The 17,117-nt window shown below is 71.0% G+C and carries 22 protein-coding genes and 1 tRNA gene; 7 read left to right on the forward strand and 16 right to left on the reverse strand.

The features are described from left to right. Nucleotides 1-18: 18 nt before the first annotated feature. The 3 genes from cysS (at nucleotide 19) to ACGFRF_RS11320 (ending at nucleotide 4,244) form a co-directional block, all read left to right on the forward strand. Complete coding sequence (cysS, locus tag ACGFRF_RS11310) at nucleotides 19-1,419, forward strand: cysteine--tRNA ligase (protein ID WP_393738527.1); 1,401 nt, start codon at nucleotides 19-21, stop codon at nucleotides 1,417-1,419. A 90-nt stretch (nucleotides 1,420-1,509) separates the two neighbouring features. Next, the gene (gene rlmB, locus ACGFRF_RS11315) at nucleotides 1,510-2,451 is read left to right on the forward strand and encodes a 23S rRNA (guanosine(2251)-2'-O)-methyltransferase RlmB (protein WP_393738528.1); all 942 of its coding nucleotides are present in this window, start codon (nucleotides 1,510-1,512) and stop codon (nucleotides 2,449-2,451) included. A gap of 128 nt (nucleotides 2,452-2,579) precedes the next feature. After that, entirely contained in the window at nucleotides 2,580-4,244 is a 1,665-nt protein-coding gene (locus ACGFRF_RS11320; RefSeq protein ID WP_393738529.1) for a DoxX family membrane protein, read from the forward strand. Between the two features lie 141 nt (nucleotides 4,245-4,385). Here the strand turns inward: ACGFRF_RS11320 and ACGFRF_RS11325 are convergent, their stop codons facing one another. The 3 genes from ACGFRF_RS11325 to msiK all read right to left on the reverse strand — a co-directional run bounded on the left by ACGFRF_RS11325 (nucleotide 4,386) and on the right by msiK (nucleotide 7,041). Beyond that, complete coding sequence (locus tag ACGFRF_RS11325; RefSeq protein ID WP_393738530.1) at nucleotides 4,386-5,117, reverse strand: NDP-sugar synthase; 732 nt, start codon at nucleotides 5,115-5,117, stop codon at nucleotides 4,386-4,388. Nucleotides 5,118-5,237: 120 nt separating this feature from the next. Next, nucleotides 5,238-5,699, reverse strand: coding sequence for a hypothetical protein (locus tag ACGFRF_RS11330; RefSeq protein WP_393738532.1), 462 nt, complete (start codon nucleotides 5,697-5,699; stop codon nucleotides 5,238-5,240). A 205-nt stretch (nucleotides 5,700-5,904) separates the two neighbouring features. Next, nucleotides 5,905-7,041, reverse strand: a complete 1,137-nt coding sequence (gene msiK / locus ACGFRF_RS11335) for a diacetylchitobiose ABC transporter ATP-binding protein MsiK (RefSeq protein ID WP_393738533.1) — start codon at nucleotides 7,039-7,041, stop codon at nucleotides 5,905-5,907. Nucleotides 7,042-7,248: 207 nt separating this feature from the next. On the opposite strand from msiK, the gene ACGFRF_RS11340 reads away from it, so the two are divergent. Then, nucleotides 7,249-7,322, forward strand: a tRNA-Thr gene (locus tag ACGFRF_RS11340). A gap of 82 nt (nucleotides 7,323-7,404) precedes the next feature. On the opposite strand, the gene ACGFRF_RS11345 is transcribed toward ACGFRF_RS11340, so the two are convergent. The 13 genes from ACGFRF_RS11345 to ACGFRF_RS11405 form a co-directional block, all read right to left on the reverse strand. Beyond that, nucleotides 7,405-8,556, reverse strand: a complete 1,152-nt coding sequence (locus ACGFRF_RS11345) for a tyrosine-type recombinase/integrase (protein WP_393738535.1) — start codon at nucleotides 8,554-8,556, stop codon at nucleotides 7,405-7,407. Continuing rightward, a complete protein-coding gene (locus ACGFRF_RS11350; RefSeq protein ID WP_053708342.1) occupies nucleotides 8,556-8,744 on the reverse strand; it encodes a helix-turn-helix domain-containing protein in 189 nt (62 codons plus the stop codon). Before ACGFRF_RS11350 ends, ACGFRF_RS11345 begins: the two co-directional genes overlap by 1 nt. Then, nucleotides 8,741-10,123, reverse strand: a complete 1,383-nt coding sequence (gene repSA, locus ACGFRF_RS11355; RefSeq protein ID WP_393738537.1) for a replication initiator protein RepSA — start codon at nucleotides 10,121-10,123, stop codon at nucleotides 8,741-8,743. Before repSA ends, ACGFRF_RS11350 begins: the two co-directional genes overlap by 4 nt. Continuing rightward, nucleotides 10,120-10,323, reverse strand: a complete 204-nt coding sequence (locus ACGFRF_RS11360) for a hypothetical protein (RefSeq protein WP_031169608.1) — start codon at nucleotides 10,321-10,323, stop codon at nucleotides 10,120-10,122. Before ACGFRF_RS11360 ends, repSA begins: the two co-directional genes overlap by 4 nt. Beyond that, nucleotides 10,323-10,505 carry a hypothetical protein gene (locus tag ACGFRF_RS11365; RefSeq protein WP_208879662.1) on the reverse strand — a complete coding sequence of 61 codons (183 nt, stop codon included), beginning with the start codon at nucleotides 10,503-10,505 and terminating at the stop codon, nucleotides 10,323-10,325. Before ACGFRF_RS11365 ends, ACGFRF_RS11360 begins: the two co-directional genes overlap by 1 nt. Nucleotides 10,506-10,590: 85 nt before the next feature. Further along, complete coding sequence (locus ACGFRF_RS11370) at nucleotides 10,591-11,142, reverse strand: GGDEF domain-containing protein (protein WP_393738540.1); 552 nt, start codon at nucleotides 11,140-11,142, stop codon at nucleotides 10,591-10,593. 94 nt (nucleotides 11,143-11,236) lie between these two features. Continuing rightward, complete coding sequence (locus ACGFRF_RS11375) at nucleotides 11,237-11,545, reverse strand: SpdD-like protein (RefSeq protein WP_393738542.1); 309 nt, start codon at nucleotides 11,543-11,545, stop codon at nucleotides 11,237-11,239. Between the two features lie 16 nt (nucleotides 11,546-11,561). Further along, entirely contained in the window at nucleotides 11,562-11,720 is a 159-nt protein-coding gene (locus ACGFRF_RS11380) for a hypothetical protein (protein WP_107066016.1), read from the reverse strand. Nucleotides 11,721-11,731: 11 nt separating this feature from the next. Beyond that, nucleotides 11,732-11,923, reverse strand: coding sequence for a mobile element transfer protein (locus tag ACGFRF_RS11385; RefSeq protein WP_393738544.1), 192 nt, complete (start codon nucleotides 11,921-11,923; stop codon nucleotides 11,732-11,734). A gap of 22 nt (nucleotides 11,924-11,945) precedes the next feature. Continuing rightward, nucleotides 11,946-12,614, reverse strand: coding sequence for a DUF2637 domain-containing protein (locus ACGFRF_RS11390; RefSeq protein WP_393738546.1), 669 nt, complete (start codon nucleotides 12,612-12,614; stop codon nucleotides 11,946-11,948). After that, the gene (locus ACGFRF_RS11395) at nucleotides 12,614-12,772 is read right to left on the reverse strand and encodes a hypothetical protein (protein ID WP_167347899.1); all 159 of its coding nucleotides are present in this window, start codon (nucleotides 12,770-12,772) and stop codon (nucleotides 12,614-12,616) included. Before ACGFRF_RS11395 ends, ACGFRF_RS11390 begins: the two co-directional genes overlap by 1 nt. Nucleotides 12,773-12,853: 81 nt before the next feature. Continuing rightward, nucleotides 12,854-14,209 (reverse strand): FtsK/SpoIIIE domain-containing protein, encoded by a 1,356-nt coding sequence (locus ACGFRF_RS11400; protein WP_393738548.1) that lies wholly within the window; start codon nucleotides 14,207-14,209, stop codon nucleotides 12,854-12,856. 2 nt (nucleotides 14,210-14,211) lie between these two features. Next, nucleotides 14,212-14,568 carry a hypothetical protein gene (locus ACGFRF_RS11405; protein WP_356861109.1) on the reverse strand — a complete coding sequence of 119 codons (357 nt, stop codon included), beginning with the start codon at nucleotides 14,566-14,568 and terminating at the stop codon, nucleotides 14,212-14,214. A 147-nt stretch (nucleotides 14,569-14,715) separates the two neighbouring features. Between ACGFRF_RS11405 and ACGFRF_RS11410 the strand changes: the two genes are divergently transcribed. From ACGFRF_RS11410 to ACGFRF_RS11420, 3 genes are all read left to right on the forward strand, one after another. Further along, nucleotides 14,716-15,084, forward strand: a complete 369-nt coding sequence (locus ACGFRF_RS11410; protein ID WP_393738550.1) for a GntR family transcriptional regulator — start codon at nucleotides 14,716-14,718, stop codon at nucleotides 15,082-15,084. A gap of 234 nt (nucleotides 15,085-15,318) precedes the next feature. Beyond that, nucleotides 15,319-16,533: a helix-turn-helix domain-containing protein gene (locus tag ACGFRF_RS11415; protein WP_393738552.1), complete on the forward strand. Its 1,215-nt coding sequence runs from the start codon at nucleotides 15,319-15,321 to the stop codon at nucleotides 16,531-16,533. Between the two features lie 19 nt (nucleotides 16,534-16,552). Beyond that, a complete protein-coding gene (locus ACGFRF_RS11420) occupies nucleotides 16,553-17,038 on the forward strand; it encodes an NUDIX domain-containing protein (protein WP_393738554.1) in 486 nt (161 codons plus the stop codon). Nucleotides 17,039-17,117 lie beyond the last annotated feature (79 nt).

Below are 17,117 nucleotides of genomic sequence, written 5' to 3' on the forward strand. Positions count from 1 at the left end.
GCCCACTACTCTGGAGTGGTGACTATTCGCCTGTACGACACCAGCGCCCGGCAGATCCGTGATTTCACCCCGCTCACGCCGGGTTGTGTCTCGATCTACCTCTGTGGCGCCACCGTGCAGGCGGCACCCCACATCGGGCACATCCGTTCGGGCCTCAACTTCGACATCATGCGCCGCTGGTTCGAACACCGCGGCTATGACGTGACGTTCATCAGGAACGTCACGGACATCGACGACAAGATCATCGTCAAGGCCCACGAGCAGAACCGGCCCTGGTGGTCGATCGGCTACGAGAACGAGCGCGCCTTCAACGACGGCTACACCGCCCTCGGCTGCCTCCCGCCCACGTACGAGCCCCGCGCCACCGGCCACATCACCGAGATGGTCGAGATGATGCAGGGCCTCATCGAGCGCGGCCACGCGTACGCGGCCGACGGCAACGTCTACTTCGACGTGCGCTCCTTCCCGCGCTACCTGGAGCTGTCCCGGCAGGAGCTGGACAACCTGCTCCAGCCGTCCGGCGAGGGTGAGACCGGCAAGCGGGACCCGCGCGACTTCGCCCTGTGGAAGGCGGCGAAGCCGGGTGAGCCGACGTGGCCGGCGCCGTGGGGACCGGGCCGCCCGGGCTGGCACCTGGAGTGCTCGGCGATGGCGCACAAGTACCTGGGCACCGCCTTCGACATCCACGGCGGCGGCCTGGACCTGATCTTCCCGCACCACGAGAACGAGATCGCCCAGGCCAAGGCCTACGGCGACGAGTTCGCCCAGTACTGGGTGCACAACGCCTGGGTGACCATGGCCGGCGACAAGATGTCCAAGTCGCTCGGCAACAGCGTGCTGGTCGGCGAGATGGTCAAGCAGTGGCGCCCGATCGTGCTGCGCTACTACCTGGGCACCCCGCACTACCGCTCGATGATCGAGTACAGCGAGGAGGCCCTGCGCGAGGCCGAGTCCGCGTTCGCGCGGATCGAGGGCTTCGTGCAGCGGGTCACCGAGCTGGCCGGGAAGACCGTCGAGCCCGCCGCCGAGGTACCGCCCGCCTTCGCCGAGGCCATGGACGACGACCTGGGCGTTCCGCAGGCCCTCGCCGTCGTGCACACCACGGTCCGGCAGGGCAACAGCGCACTGGCCGCCGACGACAAGGAGGCCGCCGTGGCCCGGCTCGCCGAGGTGCGGGCCATGCTCGGCGTCCTCGGCCTGGACCCGCTCGACCCGCACTGGGCGGGCGGGGCCGACCGCGGTGAGGACCTGCACGGCGTGGTCGACAGCCTCGTACGGCTCGTCCTCGACCAGCGCGAGTCCGCCCGCGCCCGTAAGGACTGGGCCACCGCCGACGCCATCCGCGACCAGCTCGGCCAGTCGGGCCTTTCCATCGAGGACAGCCCGCAGGGCCCGCGCTGGAGCCTCGGGCCGCGCTGAGTGCCGGCCCTTGATCGATTGTGCCGCCCGGCCGTCCGGGCGGCACACTGCATAGACGTACGCAACACTCCCGTAGAGAACAGGTAGGTCATGGCCGCGAACAACCGCCGCATGTCCGGCAAGAAGGGCGCGCAGGTCGGCAGCGGCGGCAAGCGGCGCCGGGGCCTGGAGGGCAAGGGTCCGACCCCGCCCGCCGAGATGCGCAAGGGGCACGCCAAGCAGCGCGCCGCCGCGGCCAAGGCCCGCCGCGCCCAGGGTCGCCCGCCGCAGCGCCGGGGCGGCGGCAGGTCCGCCTCCGAGCTGGTCGTCGGCCGCAACCCGGTGTTCGAGGCGCTGCGCGAGGGCGTGCCCGCGTCGACGCTGTACGTCCAGCAGTTCATCGACAACGACGAGCGTGTCCGCGAGGCCCTCCAGCTCGCCGCCGAGCGCGGCGACATCCACCTCATGGAGGCCCCGCGCCCCGAGCTGGACCGCATGACGAACGGCCTCAACCACCAGGGCCTCGTCCTCCAGGTCCCGCCGTACGAGTACGCGCACCCCGAGGACCTCACCGAGGCCGCGTACGACGAGGGCGAGGACCCGCTGATCGTCGCGCTCGACGGGGTGACCGACCCGCGCAACCTCGGCGCCGTCGTCCGCTCGGTCTCCGCCTTCGGCGGTCACGGGGTGGTCGTCCCCGAGCGCCGCTCGGCCGGTATGACCGCCGGCGCCTGGAAGACCTCCGCCGGTACGGCCGCCCGTACGCCGGTCGCCCGCGCCACCAACCTCACCCGCGCCCTGGAGGCCTACAAGAAGGCCGGCATCACGGTCGTGGGTCTGGCGGCGGACGGCGAGGCCGAGATCGGTGAGCTGGACGCCCTTCAGGGCCCGGTCGTCATCGTCGTCGGCAGCGAGGGCAAGGGCCTGTCCCGCCTGGTCGGCGAGACCTGCGACTTCCGCGTCCGCATCCCGATGCCGGGCGGCGCCGAGTCCCTCAACGCCGGTGTGGCGGCGGGGATCGTGCTGTACGAGGCGGCGCGCCGACGCGCCTGAACGTGCGTCCGACGCCTCACCCGTGCGGGGTGATTCCGCCGCCCCCGTGGCGTCAGGGGCGGCTTTGACGCGGTCCGGACACATCCGGGCGGTCAAAGCAGTGTCCTAACTCCACGTCACTCGGTTAGATGAGTGTGGACACCAGAACACCCCGCACACCCACGGGGGACCGCTCGTCGGGATTCGACGACGCTCCCGCGCTGAGCATGGTGAAGGTGCCGAGCGATCCGGCGCAGGTCATCGTCAATCACGCCAGCTTCCGCGTGCAGCTGGGCGCGTCGGCGAAGCGCAGCCAATCCCCGCGGATCGCCCGGCACCTGAGCGCCACCCAGGACGCCACCCGCACGCCGGTCATGGGCACGGCGGGCCGGTCCGGCGCCGCGGCCGGCCGCCGCCGCCCCGTCGTGTGGAGCGGCAAGTCCGCCCCCGACGACACCGGCGCCCACCGCCTCCTCCAGGCCGTGCGCGGCAGCAGCGTCCGCCACACAGACGAGCCCGGGGCCGGCGCCACCCAGGTCATCCCGCGCGTCGAGACCGGCTACCCGGGCTCCTACGACGCACTGGACCAGACCGTCGAGACGCCTCTCGTCGGCCACCAGCGCACCTCCCCCGACGCCTCCGGCACCCGCCTCCTGCCGCACATGCGCACGGTGAGCGGCGCCTACGACGAACCCCCTTACGCGGACGACGACCTCGAGCCGTACGACGCCTACGCGGACCCGGCCGACGCCGACGACACCGGCGCCCCCCGCTCCGGCCAGCGCCACGCCGACGACCCGTCCCGGCACGCCTACTACCCGGGCCGCCGGATGAACCTCGGCGTCGTGCTGCTCCCGCTGCGCATCTTCCTCGGCTTCATCTCCATCTACGCCGGCATGGGCAAGCTGTGCGACCCCGTCTACTTCGACGGCGGCAAGCGCGGCTCCATGGTCAAGTGGCTCAACACCCTGCACCCGTGGGACGTGGCCGAGCCGCTGCGCCAGTTCGCCCTGCACCACCCGGTCGGCTCCGGCCTGGTCATCGCCTTTCTCCAGGTCGTCGTCGGCGTCCTGACCATCTTCGGCTGCTGGCAGCGCGTGGCCGCGGTGGTCGGCGCCCTGCTCTCCGGCGCCCTGATCGTCACCGTCAGCTGGAAGACGGTCCCGGCCTACGACGCCCCCGACATCATCTACCTCGCCGCCTGGTCCCCGCTGATCATCGCAGGCGCCCCCGTCTACTCCGTGGACGGCCGCCTCGCGGGCAGCGCCTGGCGGCGCCTCGGGCCCCGCTCCGACATCTGGGAACTGCGCCGCTACGTCCTGCGCCGCGGCGCGCTGATCACGGCCGTCACCGTCGGCCTGACCCTGCTCACCGGCTCCCTGCTGGGCGGCGCGGTCCGCGACTCGAGCCGGGTCGTGGTCCCCGGCCCCGGCGAAGCCCCGCGCAACAACGTCCCCGGCTCCCCGCTCCCGCAGGAGCCCGGCGAGCGGCACAAGACCCCGGCGGCCTCCAGCTCGCCCACGGGCGGCGCCACGGCCGGCGCGAGCCCCTCCGGCGCGGCGACGACCCCGAGCGCGACCCGGACCGCCGGCGGTACGACCACCACCCCGAGCCAGACCCAGGGCACCACGGGCCAGACCCCGCCCCGCCCGTCCTCCCCGACCGGCGGCGCGCCGAGCACCACGGCCGGCCCGACCAGCACGGGCGGCACCAGCACCGGCGGCTCGACGACAGGCGGCGGCAGCACGTCCTCGGGCGGCACCAGCAGCTCCTCCACGGGCCAGCCGGGCCTGGTGGGCGGCCTGCTGGGCTGACGGAACAGGACGAGAGAGGGCCCCGTACCGAGACCGGTACGGGGCCCTTTCGGGTAAGGGACCGCAGCGCCGCCAGGGGGCGGGGAACCGCGCTCGACCCTCACGCACCCGCGGACGGCACACGACCGTTCCGCGGACCTGTCAGCGACCGAGCGCCGCCAACTCCCTGGCCGCCTCCGTCAGATCCTTCGCGGTGTCGATGGCCCGCCAGTACGCCCCCTGCGGCAGGGGGAACCCCGCCAGTTTCTTCTCCCGGGCCAGCCGGGGAAACGTGGTCCGCTCGTGGTCGCCCCGCTCGGGCAGCAGGGAGGCGAACTCCGGCGAGAACACGTACACACCCGCGTTGATCTCGAACGTGGACGGCGGAGCCTCGATGAAGTCGGTGATGTGCCCGAACCCGTCGGTCTTCACGGCCCCCCACGGGATCCGCGGTCGCGCGAGCGCCAGCGTGGCGACGGCGTCCCGCTCGGTGTGGAAGTCGGCCATGTCCCGCAGGGAGAAGCGGGTCCAGATGTCGCCGTTGGTGGCGTACCAGGGCCGGTCGGGATGGGGGAGACGCGCGGCGGCGTACTTGAGGCCGCCGCCGCGGCCCAGGGGCTCGGTCTCCACGACGGTGGTGACGGAGACGGGGAGGTCGGCCGAGTCCAGCCACTTCTGCAGGACCTCGGCGAGGTGGCCGCAGGAGACCACCACGTCCGTCACGCCCTCCTCGGCGAGCCAGGTCAGCTGGTGACCGATGATCGGGGTGCCCGTGCCGGGGATCTCGACCATCGGCTTGGGCCGGTCATCGGTGTACGGACGCAGCCGGGAGCCCTGGCCACCGGCGAGGACCACGGCTTGAGTGGGGCGCGACGCGGCGTTCGGATGGGTCATGACCGCACTGTACGTGGCGCCCCACCACTGGTCGTCGGCAGCGATGCGCTCCTCGGTGGCCGTCGGCGCTTCTCGGCCGGCGCTCGCCCGGGGACGGGCGGGTGACGGCCGAGCCGGGGCTCAGCTGTGCGCGGCCAGCACGCCCGAGGCGAAGGCCGTGTCGCACACCGGGCGGGCGTACGACTGGGCGCGCGAGGCGCCGTAGATGCGCACCGCGGCCTTGCCGAGGGTGCGCGCGATGGAGGAGCAGTGCCTGGCCAGCGAGGGGTGCCCGTTGACGGCCTGCTGGAGGTGGGTGAGGACCACCCCCGGGTTCCTGTCCTGCAGTTCGGACATCAGCTGGTCGCGGAGCACGTCCTGCGGGGCGCGGGAGATCGCCTTGGAGGAAACCTCCGCCGCGGAGACGTCCGAGGCGGCCAGTACCGAGTTGGAGGGGCTCCCCGTCCAGTTGACCCGGGTGACCGCGAGGGTCCCGGAGAGCACCAGGACGACGGGCAGGACGAGGGCGAGAGTGCGGCCGATCCGGCGGGCAGGGCCGCCCCGGTGGCCGCGTCGCGTCTGAGGGGTGGTGGAGTGCTTCACGCGTGTGAGGGTAGCGCGGGGTAATGATTTGGCGACATTTAGTCACCCTTTCGGGGGATGAACTGCCGCCTCTTTCTGGGTAAAGGGTTGACGCGCCCCGCCCGGAATGATCGCTGTGCCGGGGTATGTCCGCATGCGGAAGGGGCCCCGCGGTCGTCCGCGGGGCCCCTTCCGTCGACTTCGGCGCGACCGCGAAGCTCAGAGGTCAGTCGGAGAGCCGCTCGCCCGTGGACGTCGAGAACACGTGGATCTCGCCCGGCCGCGGCACGACGTGCACCGTGGAGCCCTTCTCCGGCACGGCGCGGCTGCTGACGCGGACCACCAGGTCCTTCTTCTCGCCGCCGACCTCGACGGTGCCGTAGACATAGCCGTCGGCGCCGGTCTCCTCGACCACGTTCACCGAGACGGCGAGGCCGGCCGGGGCGTCCGCGGAGTCCTTCGTCAGGGACGCGGCGGTGCTCCCGTTGTGCTCGACCACGTCGAAGTGCTCGGGGCGGACGCCGACGGTCACGGTGCGGTCGCCCTTGTCGGCGGCGGCCTTCAGCGCGTCCCGGTTCACCGGCACCACGCTGTTGCCGAACTTCACACCGCCGTCGGTGATCGGGACCTCGATCAGGTTCATGGCCGGGGAGCCGATGAAGCCGGCGACGAAGAGGTTCGCGGGCTTGTCGTACATGTTCCGCGGCGAGTCGACCTGCTGGAGGAGACCGTCCTTGAGGACCGCCACGCGGTCGCCCATCGTCATGGCCTCGACCTGGTCGTGGGTGACGTAGACGGTGGTGATGCCGAGGCGGCGCTGCAGGGACGCGATCTGGGTACGCGTCGACACACGGAGCTTGGCGTCCAGGTTGGACAGCGGCTCGTCCATGAGGAAGACCTGCGGCTCACGCACGATGGCGCGGCCCATCGCGACACGCTGGCGCTGACCACCGGAGAGCGCCTTCGGCTTGCGGTCCAGGTACTCGGTGAGGTCGAGGATCTTCGCGGCCTCCTCGACCTTCTGCCGGATCTCCGCCTTGTTGACGCCGGCGATCTTGAGCGCGAAGCCCATGTTGTCGGCGACCGTCATGTGCGGGTAGAGGGCGTAGTTCTGGAACACCATGGCGATGTCCCGGTCCTTGGGCGGCAGGTGCGTGACGTCGCGGTCACCGATGCGGATGGCTCCGCCGTTGACGTCCTCCAGGCCCGCGAGCATCCGCAGGGAGGTGGACTTTCCGCAACCGGACGGGCCGACCAGGACGAGGAACTCGCCGTCCTCGATCGCGATGTCGAGCGAGTCGACGGCGGGCTTGGTGGAACCCGGGTAGATCCGGGTCGCCTTGTCGAACGTGACAGTGGCCATGGTGAATGGGCCCCCTTCTACCGGCAGGAACGTGCCGGACGATCCGTTGTAGGAAGGTGGTTGGTGTAGTCCACCGGGGTGAACTGGGTCAGGACGGTACCTGGCGTTCACTCGATCTGTCAGTACCTGGGCCACTGTGAACTTCGCGGAAATTTTCGACGGAGCGCCCTTGGGACGTGGGTACACTGCACGAGCACCCAGGTGCACGCCTCCTTAGCTCAGCTGGTCAGAGCGCCGCTCTTGTAAAGCGAAGGTCGTCGGTTCGAATCCGACAGGGGGCTCTTTCGCTGAACAGCACAAACGCCCCGGACGATGATCCGTCCGGGGCGTTTCGACATCCACGGGTGACATCAACCGGGGCGATCACTCACGGTCGGGGCGCCGCCTGAGCAGGCGATCCATGTGGCTGATGGCCTCCCGCTGTGTGTCCGAGGTCACGTGCGTGTAGACGTCCATGGTGATGCTGATCTGGCTGTGTCCGAGGATCTCCATGACTACGCGAGGCGCGACACCGGCGGCGGTGAGGAGCGTGGCGCAGCCGTGCCGGGCGTCGTGCAGACGGATGCGCCGAAGGCTGGCGGCGTCGGTGATGCGGAAGAACGACCGGTTGACGTTCTGCGGGTCGATCGGGCGGCCGTTGCGGGTGGTGAAGACGTACGAGGACGGGGAGAGCTCGACCCCCTTGCGTCGCGCCGCCTCGGTCTGCCGCATCCGGTGCCAGCGGAGCGCACCCAGGCAGATCAGCGGGAGCGGCAGGGGACGCGCCCGGCCGCTCTTGGTGGTGTCCTCGTAGAGCTCCCCGCCGACGCGCTGCACCTGCTTGCTGACTCGCAACACCCGATGGTCGAGGTCCACGTCCGACCAGCGGAGCCCGAGGATCTCGCCACGCCTCAGACCCATGGCCACCGCCAGGACGAAGGCGGCGTACAGCGGATCACGGCGCGCGTGCTCCAGGAACGTCAGCGTCTCGTCCAGCGTCCACGGGGTCAGCTCGCGGCGGGGCACTTTCGGGGCCTCGACGAGCGACGCGGCGTTCCGCGTCACCAGCTCCTCACGGCAGGCCGCGGTTAGGGCGGTCCGCAGCACGCGGTGGGCCTCTTTGGCCGTGGCGGGGGAGGACCGGCGCGACACGTCGGCGACGAACGTCCGCACGTGGCGGGGACCCAGTGCCTCCAGGCTCTTGGAGCCGAGCAGCGGCACGAGGTACAGGCGCACGTGCATCGCGTACTTGCTGTACGTCGTCCGCTTGCGGTTGGGCTTGATGAAGTGCTCCAGCCAGTACGGCAGCCACTCGGCGAGCTTGGCCGACCGGGTGGGCACGGGCACGCCCTGGTCGACCTTGGCGAGCAGCTCGCGGCGCTTGGTGTCGCACTCGGCCCAGGTCTTGCCGTACGCGAACTTGCGGGCACGGGTGCCGTCCGGCTGGAGCACGTACACCGCGCACTGGTAGCGGCCGTCCTTGCGCTTGGTGATGGTGCCGGCGCCGTTGGGATTGCGCTTGCGCTCGCTGGCCATCAGGCAGCCTCCTCGATCTGGCCGAGGATGAAGTCCTGGACGGCGTCGGCGGGGATGCGGCGAGCGCCATCGATCTTGATCGAGGTCAGGCGGCGAGAACGGATCAGGTCGTAGACCTTCGAGCGGCCGACCTTGAGCCGGGCCATGACTTCCGGCACGGTCAGCAACTGGGCGGTTGCGGTCGTCATGCGGCGGCTCCTTCCAGGGCCAGTTGGTCGCGTAGGGCTTCGCGGGCGGTCTCGCGGTTGAGCTGGAGGTCGCGGGCGATGGTGGCGGCGAGGGCGGACTCGCCGGGGGTGTGGCCGTGGCCGGCGTACTGCCAGTCGGCCAGGACGAGGACGGTGTCCGGCTCGGTGTCGTCCAGGCCCAGGGCCTCGCGTTCCTGGGCGGCTCGGTAGTCGGCGCGGGCCTGGCGGAGGGCGCCGAGGGTGGTCGAGTAGCAGCGCGACTTGGAGCTGAAGTGGCCGCGGAAGCCGAGCATGTGCGCCCAGGCCCAGAGGCGGCGGTCGGGGTAGAGCGGGTCGAGTTGCTTGCAGGCCGTGATGAGGCGGCGGGTGTGGTCGGGGACCTGGTGTCGGTCGAGTTCGGAGAGTTCGCCGATGCGGCGGTCGAGGGTGCCGGTGTTCTCTGCGGCTTTGGTGGCGTACTTGGCGACGTACGAGGCCACCGCTTGTTCGGTGATGTCGGAGCCGTCCCCGAAGGCCTTCACTGGCCGGACGTCGAGCTGGGTGCCCCAGCGGAAGGTCCGGGCGGGCTGGTCCTCGGCGGCCGGGACGGAGACCGAGGTGTAGGAGTGCGCGGCGGCGGCACGGATCGCGTCGGTGAGGAGGCCGACTGTTGCCCAGGCCGGGGGAGGGGTGTCCGGCCCGTCGGGACCGTCGAGGCGGATGACGGCGTGGAAGTGCACGGCGCCGCGTTTCTGGAACTCGGCGACCTTGCCGTAAGAGAGCCGGGCGCACTCCTTCAGCTCCCGCTGGGTGATGCCCGCACGGGCGGCGATCTCGCGGCGGAGCCGGTTGGTGAAGCGCTGCCAGAGCTGTCCGGCGTGGTTGTTGAACAGGACGGCGCCCGCGTAGTCGTAGGTCGCCGGGTCGAGGGCGGTGCCAAGGGCGGGATCGTCGGCGCCGTGGCGGGTGCCGCAACGGCAGACGCCCCGGTCTGGACGGTTGTGGACCGGGCCGAAGGACGGGGCGGTGAGGGTGGCGAAGACGCGCGGGTGGTCGCGGACGGTGGCGGGGATGTCGCGGCGGTCGTCTCCGGCCAGGCCCGCACGGATCAGGTGATAGGTGTCGCCCGCGTAGGTCCAGGCGCAGGCGGGGCAGCGGGAGGCGCGGCGGTTTCCGCAGGCGAGGCGGAGGCGTCCGCCCGGCTCGGTCTCGGTGGAGTAGTGGTGCAGGGGCTCGCCGGTGGTCTTGTCCTTGTGCAGGACCCAGCCGGTCAGGTGGATGGGGTCGGCGCAGCCGCCGGTGCGGCGGATCTGGTCTTCCCAGCGGGTGTACTCGGGGGCCGAAGCCACCCTCAGCAGGTCGCCGAGGGTGGTCGGGTCGAGCAGGGCTTTCGGGGTCAACGGCGCCAACCTCGCTTCTGCGGGGTGTTGGCGTCTTCGCTCGCGGCGGCGTTGGAAGAGCGGCCGTGGCGGTCGGGCTTGGTGGCCCGGTCGGTGTCGTGCAGCTGGTGGGCTTTGGCGGTCTTCTTCAGGCGGTCGTAGTCGCCGTCCAGTCCGTCGGACAGGATGCGGTCGACTCCGAGGCTCCAGCGGCGGGGCATCAGGCGTTCACCCCCTGCCGGTGGGCGGGGCGGGCGGTGCCGGTGCCGTGGCAGGCCGGGCAGTGGGCGGTGACGGTGCGCAGGTGGCCACGGTGGTCGCGGCCGCCGAGGGTGACGGCGACGGAGGCGAAGCCGTCGCAGGCCGGGCAGATCCTCGCCCGCGGCGGGGTGTGGTGGGCCATGATGGTGGTTCCTTTCGATTGCGGTTGGAAGGAACGGCCCCGGGTGGCGGCGTGCTTGGCGGCTTGTGCGCCACCCGGTGGCCTTTCAGCGAGTGGTGCGGGAGCCCCGGCGGGTGCGGCCCTTGGTCGCGTACATGGCCGCGTCGGCGGCGGCGAGCGCGTCCGTGAGGAGCGGCACGGCCAGCTCGGCGACGGGGCAGACGCCGACCGAGGCGGCCAGCGGGAGGAGCGTCCCGGCGTAGGGCAGCGGCCGGTGAAGTGCGCTGGTCAGCGCGTCGAGGTCGGCGGCGGCCAGGTCCCGGATCACGGCGACGAACTCGTCCCCGCCCAGACGGCCGGCGGTGCCGTTGCGTCCGCACCAGGCGCGCAGCCGGGCGGCGATCTCCACCAGGGCGGCGTCCCCGGCGGCGTGGCCGTGGGTGTCGTTGAGGGTCTTGAAGTGGTCGAGGTCGACCAGGAGGACGGCGGCACTCGGGTGCCGGCGGATGCAGTGTTCGGCGCGGGCGGTCCATCCGGCGCGGGTGAGGAGGCCGGTGAGCGGGTCGCGGCGGGCGGAGACGAGGCGGCGGGTGAGGATGCCGCCGTGCACGGCCCAGCCGAGTAACGGCACGATGCTCGCGGCTGTCTGCAGGTCCATGTCTGTGTCCCTTGGCGATGGCGGTTGGCTTGGCGGAACCCGGTCCCAGGAGCGGCGGCGTGCTTGGCGGCTTGTGCGTCGCCCCCGGGACCGTTCAGCGGCGGTGCTGCGAGGTGATGAGTGAGCGGATGACCAGGGCGCAGACCGCGACGGACGCACCGGTGACGGCGACCGCCAGGAGCATCGAGACCAGGACGGCGCCGACGACCAGGACCACGGCCGTACCGCCGCCGACGAGGGCGAGGACGGCTCCCGGGGTGAGCTGGACCGTCGGGCCGGTCGACACGGCCGAGGCGGGGGCGGGCGTCGGGTGGTGCTGGACCACGGTGGTCGGCTCGATGACGGCGGGCGCGGAGACGAGTCCAGTCGGGGTGGGCATGGTCGGGACCTTCGGGCGGAGCATGGCGGTTCTCCCTTCGCTACTTGGTGAGGGCGGTGTCGATCGCGGGGGCGAGGACGCTGTCGGCGAGGAGGTAGCCGCCCAGGAGGAGGACGGCAACGAGCCACCAGGGCGGGCGGAGGAACTTGACGCCCAGGTAGCCGACGACGGCCAGAGCGAACCAGAGCGGGACCTGCATGACGGTGTCTCCTAGCGGACGCGGCAGCGGTGGGTGCGGGCGGCGAGCTGGGCGGCGGACTGACTGGAGTAGTCGGCGGACCAACCGCAGCGGTCGGCGGTGCACACGGCGGCGTACTTGGTCCGGCCGTTGCGGTCGCGGTGGGTGCCGATCTGCACGGGGCCGATCCGCATTACGGAGTGGAAGTTGTCGCGGGCGGGCATGGTGGCTGGTTCTCCTTCCGGCTCAGGCGAGCTGGGCGGCGATGGCGTCGGCGAGGTGGGGCGGGACGCCGAGGCGGGCGCGCAGGGTGTCGGTGTCGATCGGGGCGCCGGTGCGGTCGCGGTAGTCGGCGGCGACCTTGCGGGCGTGGTCGATGAGAACGGCGGGAACCGCGGGCGCCGGGTCGGCGGGCGGAAGCGCCGCCGGTTCCTCCACCGAGGCCGGGGCGGGCTCCGGGTCCGGGGGGGATCCGGGAGCCGGTTCGTGGTCGTCCGCGATGTCGGGTTCCGGGGCCGGGGCGGGTGCCGGCGGTTCGGTCGTCGGTTGCTTGGCGGAGTGGGCGAGGAGGGTGCCGCCGAGGAAGGCCAGGGCCGGCCATCCGGCGATGCCGAGGCGGAGCAGCGCGGGCGGGTCGGTCAGGTCGAGGAATCCGGCGGTGGCGACGTTGGCGCCCAGAGAGGCGAAGAGGGCGATGAGGAACCAGCACCAAGCCAGGCGGGACGGGCCCTCGCTGCGGAGCCGTCGCCAGGCGGCGACCAGGAGCAGGTCGACGGAGACGGGGTAGGCCCAGGCCTTCCAGCCGTCCTGTCCGGCAGCGGCGGCCAGGTCGTGCAGGTGGGCGAAGGACAGCGCTCCGGCGATGACGGCCTGGACCAGGACGGCATCCACGCGCAGGGCGTGACGGGTGGCCATCAGGACTCCCCACCGGTCGGCGGCTGCGGGAGCGAGGCGGCCAGGGACGGACTGACGGCGTCCACGAAGTCCAGGTCGGCGCCGATGGTGTCGGCGTAGAGGGCGAGTTGGCCCAGGAGCAGGACGGTCCGGGCGAAGTCCTCGCAGTCGGGGCACATGACGGGGGTTCTCCCTTCAACAGGCATGGCAGGGATAGGACCTGGCACGAAGGCGGTCGCGCCGACCGGGGAGCGAAGTGGTTACGCCGTGGCAGGAGCCGTCTTGGACAGCGGCACTGCGGTTGCAGCGGTGGCGGTCGACTCGGGCCGGAAAGGGGCCAGCTCGGGCAAGTCCGGAGTGCGGTCGGCATGCCGGTTGCAGGTGTTGACGGCCCGGCGGAGGGAGGTATGCGGGGCGCGGATGCGGTGCCAGCCGCCGGTGGAGTCCCCGGCGATGGCAAGGCCGCGCAGTTCTGCGGGAATCTGGATGGCGGCGAGGACGGCGTCCGGGGAGATGTCGCCGAAGGCCATGTTGGCGCTGGTCTCGTCGTTGACGCGGTGGGCTGTGCGGCCGGTGAGCTGGGCGCGGAGCATGGTGATGCCCTTGCCGAGTTCGGAGCCGAAGCGCTGCCCGCAGATTTCGAGGTAGATGCCGGCCGCGCGGCCGAGCTGGGCGAGGCGGACCAGTGCGGTGATGATGCGGTCGCGCCGCTTCTCCTCCTCCTTGCTGGCGAATAGGGCCAGTTCGGCGACCTCATCGACCAGGACCACGACCGGCACCGGTCGCAGATGCTCAAGCAGGTCCCAGATGTCGGCGGCTATCTCAGCGTCCGGAACAGCGGCGGTGATGCGCTGTTCGGCGCGGATGAGCTGGTAGATCCCTTCCATGCGGGACACGAGCGCGTCCAGCAGCTCGGCGGCGGTGTCGGGGTTGTCGGCGAGTGCGGAGAACCGGCGGGCCAGCGGGAACAGTTCAACACCCTGCTTGCAGTCGATGCCGACCAGGGCGACGTCCATCGGAGCAAGCCCGGCAACCAGGTTGCGCTGATAGACGGACTTACCCGACTCGGTAGCGCCGAGGGTGAGGGCGTGCGGGACGGCGCGGTAGTCGCGGTAGTGCACCGAGCCGTCCTCGCGCAGGGCGACCGGGACCCGCATCGGCCGGGTGTCGACCTTGGCAGGCATCTGCACCCGCTTGAGGACGTCGTAGCCGGTCATCCGTACCTCCACGACACCCGAGCGCACCTCACGCGAGGTGACGCCGTACATGGAGAACGAGTGGCGCAGCCGGTCCGAGGCGGCGGCGACGTCGAAGGCGTCCTGCCCGGGCCGCAGTCCCAGCCGCAGGACCAGACCCGTCCTAGTCGGCCGGAGGCGCAGAATGCGCGGCGGGCGCGAGTCCGGCACGGGCCGGTTGGTGACCCGGGCCAGGGACAGTCGCCAGCGTGAGGGCGGGACCGTCAGCCCGCACGCGTCCATGACGGAGGCATAGCGGATCAGGACCCGCAGGCTCGCCAGGGTGACGCCGAAGGTCATCCAGTACCAGGCGGGGCGCCGCCACCGCAGGAGACCCGCAGCGGCGACGACCAGCACCAGAGCGACCGTGAACGCGGCCATGATCAGGCCGCCTTGGAGTTCGCGGCAGCAGCAACCAGGGACGTGACCGCGACGGCGCGGAAGGCGATCCCGTGCCGCTTCTGGCCGTTGAAGTCGTTCTCCCACGGCCGGGCGATCAGACCCGTGAGCGCGACCGGGGTGCCCATGGTCAGCTCACCGGAGATGCCCGGCTCGGGGACGGTGATGGAAAGGATCTCCACCTCGTCGTTGGCCGCGAACATCACGTCGACGGTCATCAGCTTCGCGCCGGTCTCGACATCGGTGGCGATCTCGCCGGTACGGCGGTCCTTCACCTTGGGCTGCGGGGGCTTGGCAACCATCACGGTCGCAGCGGAGGTGTCGACGGGGATCTGACGCATGAGAGCGCTCCTCAGGGGTTGAACTTGACGTACTTAGTACGTCGACCTGTCATGAGAGTGCACCTAACACACTTAGTACGTCAAGTGCTTCTCGACGGGTCTCGGTTAGATGTGCTGCACTTAGTGCGACAAGCACTGAGAGGGGCTATGGCCGAGTTCACCGGGCGGGCGAAGTACCTGGAGATCGCCGACGACTTCAAGAGGCGCATCCGGCAGGGGAAGCTGAAACCGGGCGCCAAGCTGCCGTCCGAGACCCAGCTGATGAACGACCACGACGTCTCGCGGACCGTGGCCCGCCAGGCGATCTCACGGCTCCGTGAAGACGGCTACGCGATCTCCCACCAGGGCAAGGGCAGCTTCGTCACCCTTCCCGAGGAGCCCCGCCAGACGAAGCACAGCCCGGAGTTCGAGGAGATCGCCGGCTATCTGTCCGACGTACGGCGCGAGGTGCGTCGACTCGCGGAGCGGATGGATCAGCTTGAGCAACTGGTGCGTAAGCAGCCGCAAGACGGCTGACCAGCTCGTCGGCACGGCGTGCGATGACGTTCACCTCCTCGGCCAGCTCCTTCACTTCTTGGGTCAGCTCCACCACTTCGGCCGGCGTCAGCGGCATCGTGGCTCCTTCGTCGCGTGTTCGGCCTAGCGACCTCTCGGGGTAGCTACGACGCTAGGGGCGAGGCGGCGCACTACCCCGGAAAATTCCTCCGGGGTCCCATAGGGAGATGGGAAGACGCTCTAGCCATGCGAGGAATGACGACGAACCTGACGATCGGTGAACGAGTCGCTTGGTACCGCCGCAGGCGGGGGATCTCCCAAGAGGTCCTGGCCGGACTGGTGGGCCGCACGGTCGACTGGCTGAGCAAGGCGGAGAACAACCGGATCGAGCTGGACCGGCTCTCGGTCATCAAGTCGCTGGCCGACGCCCTGGACGTGACGCTCGGCGACCTGCTGGCCGAACCCACTCTCCTGGAATGGACGCCCGACAGTGGCACCCGCACGGTGCCGGCACTCCGCTCGGCCCTCATGAACTACCGCCAGCTGACGCCGCTGCTGGGCGTCGCCACCGAAGGCGAGCCGACGTCGCTCGACGAGCTGAGCCGCAACGTCGCAGAGGTGTGGGACGCCTACCAGGAATCGCGCTACGGCTTCGCGACCCGGCGCCTGCCCTTGCTCCTGGCCGACGCACTCATCGCCGCCCAGTCCTACCAGGGCCGGGAGCGAGAGCGGGCACACGAACTGATGGCCATGACCTACCAGGGCGCGGCCATGGTGCTCACCAAGCTCGGTGAGACCGACCTGGCATGGATCGCAGCCGACCGCGGCTTGGCGGCAGCACAGCAGTCCGGCAACCCGGTCGTCACCGGTTCTCTCTTCCGGTCCGTCGCACACTGTCTGCTGTCCAACGGCCGGTTCGACGCGGCCGTACAGCTGGTCGGGGACGCGGGCGAGTACCTCCGGCCGGGTCTCCAGGAGTCGACGCCCGAGTTCCTGTCCATCTACGGAACCCTGTTCCTGGCCGGGTCCATGGCCTCAGCCCGTGCGGACGACCGGGCCACGACGCGGACCTTTCTGGACGAGGCCAAACGGGCAGCCGACCGACTCGGCACCGACGCCAACCACGTCTGGACCGCCTTCGGGCCGACGAACGTCGCCATTCACCGAGTGGCCACGGCGGCCGAGCTGGGCGACATGCAGGTCGCGGTCGACCTCGGCCCCCAGATCGACACGACAGGACTGCCGACGGAACGCCGTACACGGCACAACCTCGAAGTAGCCCGGGCCCTCAGCGCCCACAACCGGATGGACGACGCGCTCGCCAAGGTCCTCGAAGCAGAGAGCTGGGCGCCGGAGCAGGTGCGGAGCCACTACCTGGCGCGGGAGCTGGTGCTCACCTGGGTGCGAGGGCAACGCGGCCGGCCGAGCCGGAGTCTGGCGGACCTGGCCGACAGGCTGCGCGTGGTCTGAGCTGGGTACCCTCGGCTGCATGGCGCCGAATGCACACGAAGCGAAGATGGCGCACCCGCGCATGGCAGCGGGTGCGCTCTTCTTTGATGCCGCCGGGCGGGTCCTCATGGTGGAGCCCTCCTACAAGGACTACTGGGAGATCCCCGGCGGGTACGTCGAGACCGGCGAGTCCCCGCTGCACGCCGCCATCCGTGAGGTCCAAGAGGAGCTGGGGATCACCCCACCCATCGGGCGTCTGCTCGCAGTCGACTGGGCTCCCAGCGAGGCCGAAGGCGACAAGGTGCTGTACCTGTTCGACGGCGGCGAACTCAGCCACGACCGGTTGGCGAGCATCGAACTCCAGCGGGACGAGCTGAAGAGCTTTGCCTTCGTCTCTGCGGACCAGCTGGCCGAGCGGACGATCCCACGACTGGCCCGACGTATCAGGGCGGCTGTCGAGGCCAGGGCCAGCTCTGCTCCGGTGTACCTGGAGCACGGCGAGGAGCCGAAGAGCCGGGCTGCGTGATCGATTCCTCGATGCCAGGTCACTAGCGCGGTAAGACTTTCTCTACATCATCAAGGCCCGCGCACGGCGCGGGCGCGCG

Source organism: Streptomyces sp. NPDC048521 (assembly GCF_043199855.1).
Lineage (GTDB): Bacteria > Actinomycetota > Actinomycetes > Streptomycetales > Streptomycetaceae > Streptomyces.

Excerpts from the sequence above, each read along its gene's own strand:
- ACGFRF_RS11350 (WP_053708342.1), bottom strand. The coding sequence starts at position 8,744 with ATGACGACCGCAACCGCCCAGTTGCTGACCGTGCCGGAAGTCATGGCC.
- ACGFRF_RS11415 (WP_393738552.1), top strand. The coding sequence starts at position 15,319 with ATGACGACGAACCTGACGATCGGTGAACGAGTCGCTTGGTACCGCCGC.
- ACGFRF_RS11420 (WP_393738554.1), top strand. The coding sequence starts at position 16,553 with ATGGCGCCGAATGCACACGAAGCGAAGATGGCGCACCCGCGCATGGCA.
- ACGFRF_RS11360 (WP_031169608.1), bottom strand. The coding sequence starts at position 10,323 with ATGCCCCGCCGCTGGAGCCTCGGAGTCGACCGCATCCTGTCCGACGGA.
- ACGFRF_RS11380 (WP_107066016.1), bottom strand. The coding sequence starts at position 11,720 with ATGCAGGTCCCGCTCTGGTTCGCTCTGGCCGTCGTCGGCTACCTGGGC.
- ACGFRF_RS11385 (WP_393738544.1), bottom strand. The coding sequence starts at position 11,923 with ATGCCCGCCCGCGACAACTTCCACTCCGTAATGCGGATCGGCCCCGTG.
- rlmB (WP_393738528.1), top strand. The coding sequence starts at position 1,510 with ATGGCCGCGAACAACCGCCGCATGTCCGGCAAGAAGGGCGCGCAGGTC.
- ACGFRF_RS11410 (WP_393738550.1), top strand. The coding sequence starts at position 14,716 with ATGGCCGAGTTCACCGGGCGGGCGAAGTACCTGGAGATCGCCGACGAC.
- ACGFRF_RS11370 (WP_393738540.1), bottom strand. The coding sequence starts at position 11,142 with ATGGACCTGCAGACAGCCGCGAGCATCGTGCCGTTACTCGGCTGGGCC.
- ACGFRF_RS11325 (WP_393738530.1), bottom strand. The coding sequence starts at position 5,117 with ATGACCCATCCGAACGCCGCGTCGCGCCCCACTCAAGCCGTGGTCCTC.
- ACGFRF_RS11375 (WP_393738542.1), bottom strand. The coding sequence starts at position 11,545 with ATGCTCCGCCCGAAGGTCCCGACCATGCCCACCCCGACTGGACTCGTC.
- ACGFRF_RS11400 (WP_393738548.1), bottom strand. The coding sequence starts at position 14,209 with ATGGCCGCGTTCACGGTCGCTCTGGTGCTGGTCGTCGCCGCTGCGGGT.
- ACGFRF_RS11365 (WP_208879662.1), bottom strand. The coding sequence starts at position 10,505 with ATGGCCCACCACACCCCGCCGCGGGCGAGGATCTGCCCGGCCTGCGAC.
- ACGFRF_RS11345 (WP_393738535.1), bottom strand. The coding sequence starts at position 8,556 with ATGGCCAGCGAGCGCAAGCGCAATCCCAACGGCGCCGGCACCATCACC.
- msiK (WP_393738533.1), bottom strand. The coding sequence starts at position 7,041 with ATGGCCACTGTCACGTTCGACAAGGCGACCCGGATCTACCCGGGTTCC.
- ACGFRF_RS11395 (WP_167347899.1), bottom strand. The coding sequence starts at position 12,772 with ATGTGCCCCGACTGCGAGGACTTCGCCCGGACCGTCCTGCTCCTGGGC.
- ACGFRF_RS11320 (WP_393738529.1), top strand. The coding sequence starts at position 2,580 with ATGAGTGTGGACACCAGAACACCCCGCACACCCACGGGGGACCGCTCG.
- ACGFRF_RS11390 (WP_393738546.1), bottom strand. The coding sequence starts at position 12,614 with ATGGCCACCCGTCACGCCCTGCGCGTGGATGCCGTCCTGGTCCAGGCC.
- ACGFRF_RS11405 (WP_356861109.1), bottom strand. The coding sequence starts at position 14,568 with ATGCGTCAGATCCCCGTCGACACCTCCGCTGCGACCGTGATGGTTGCC.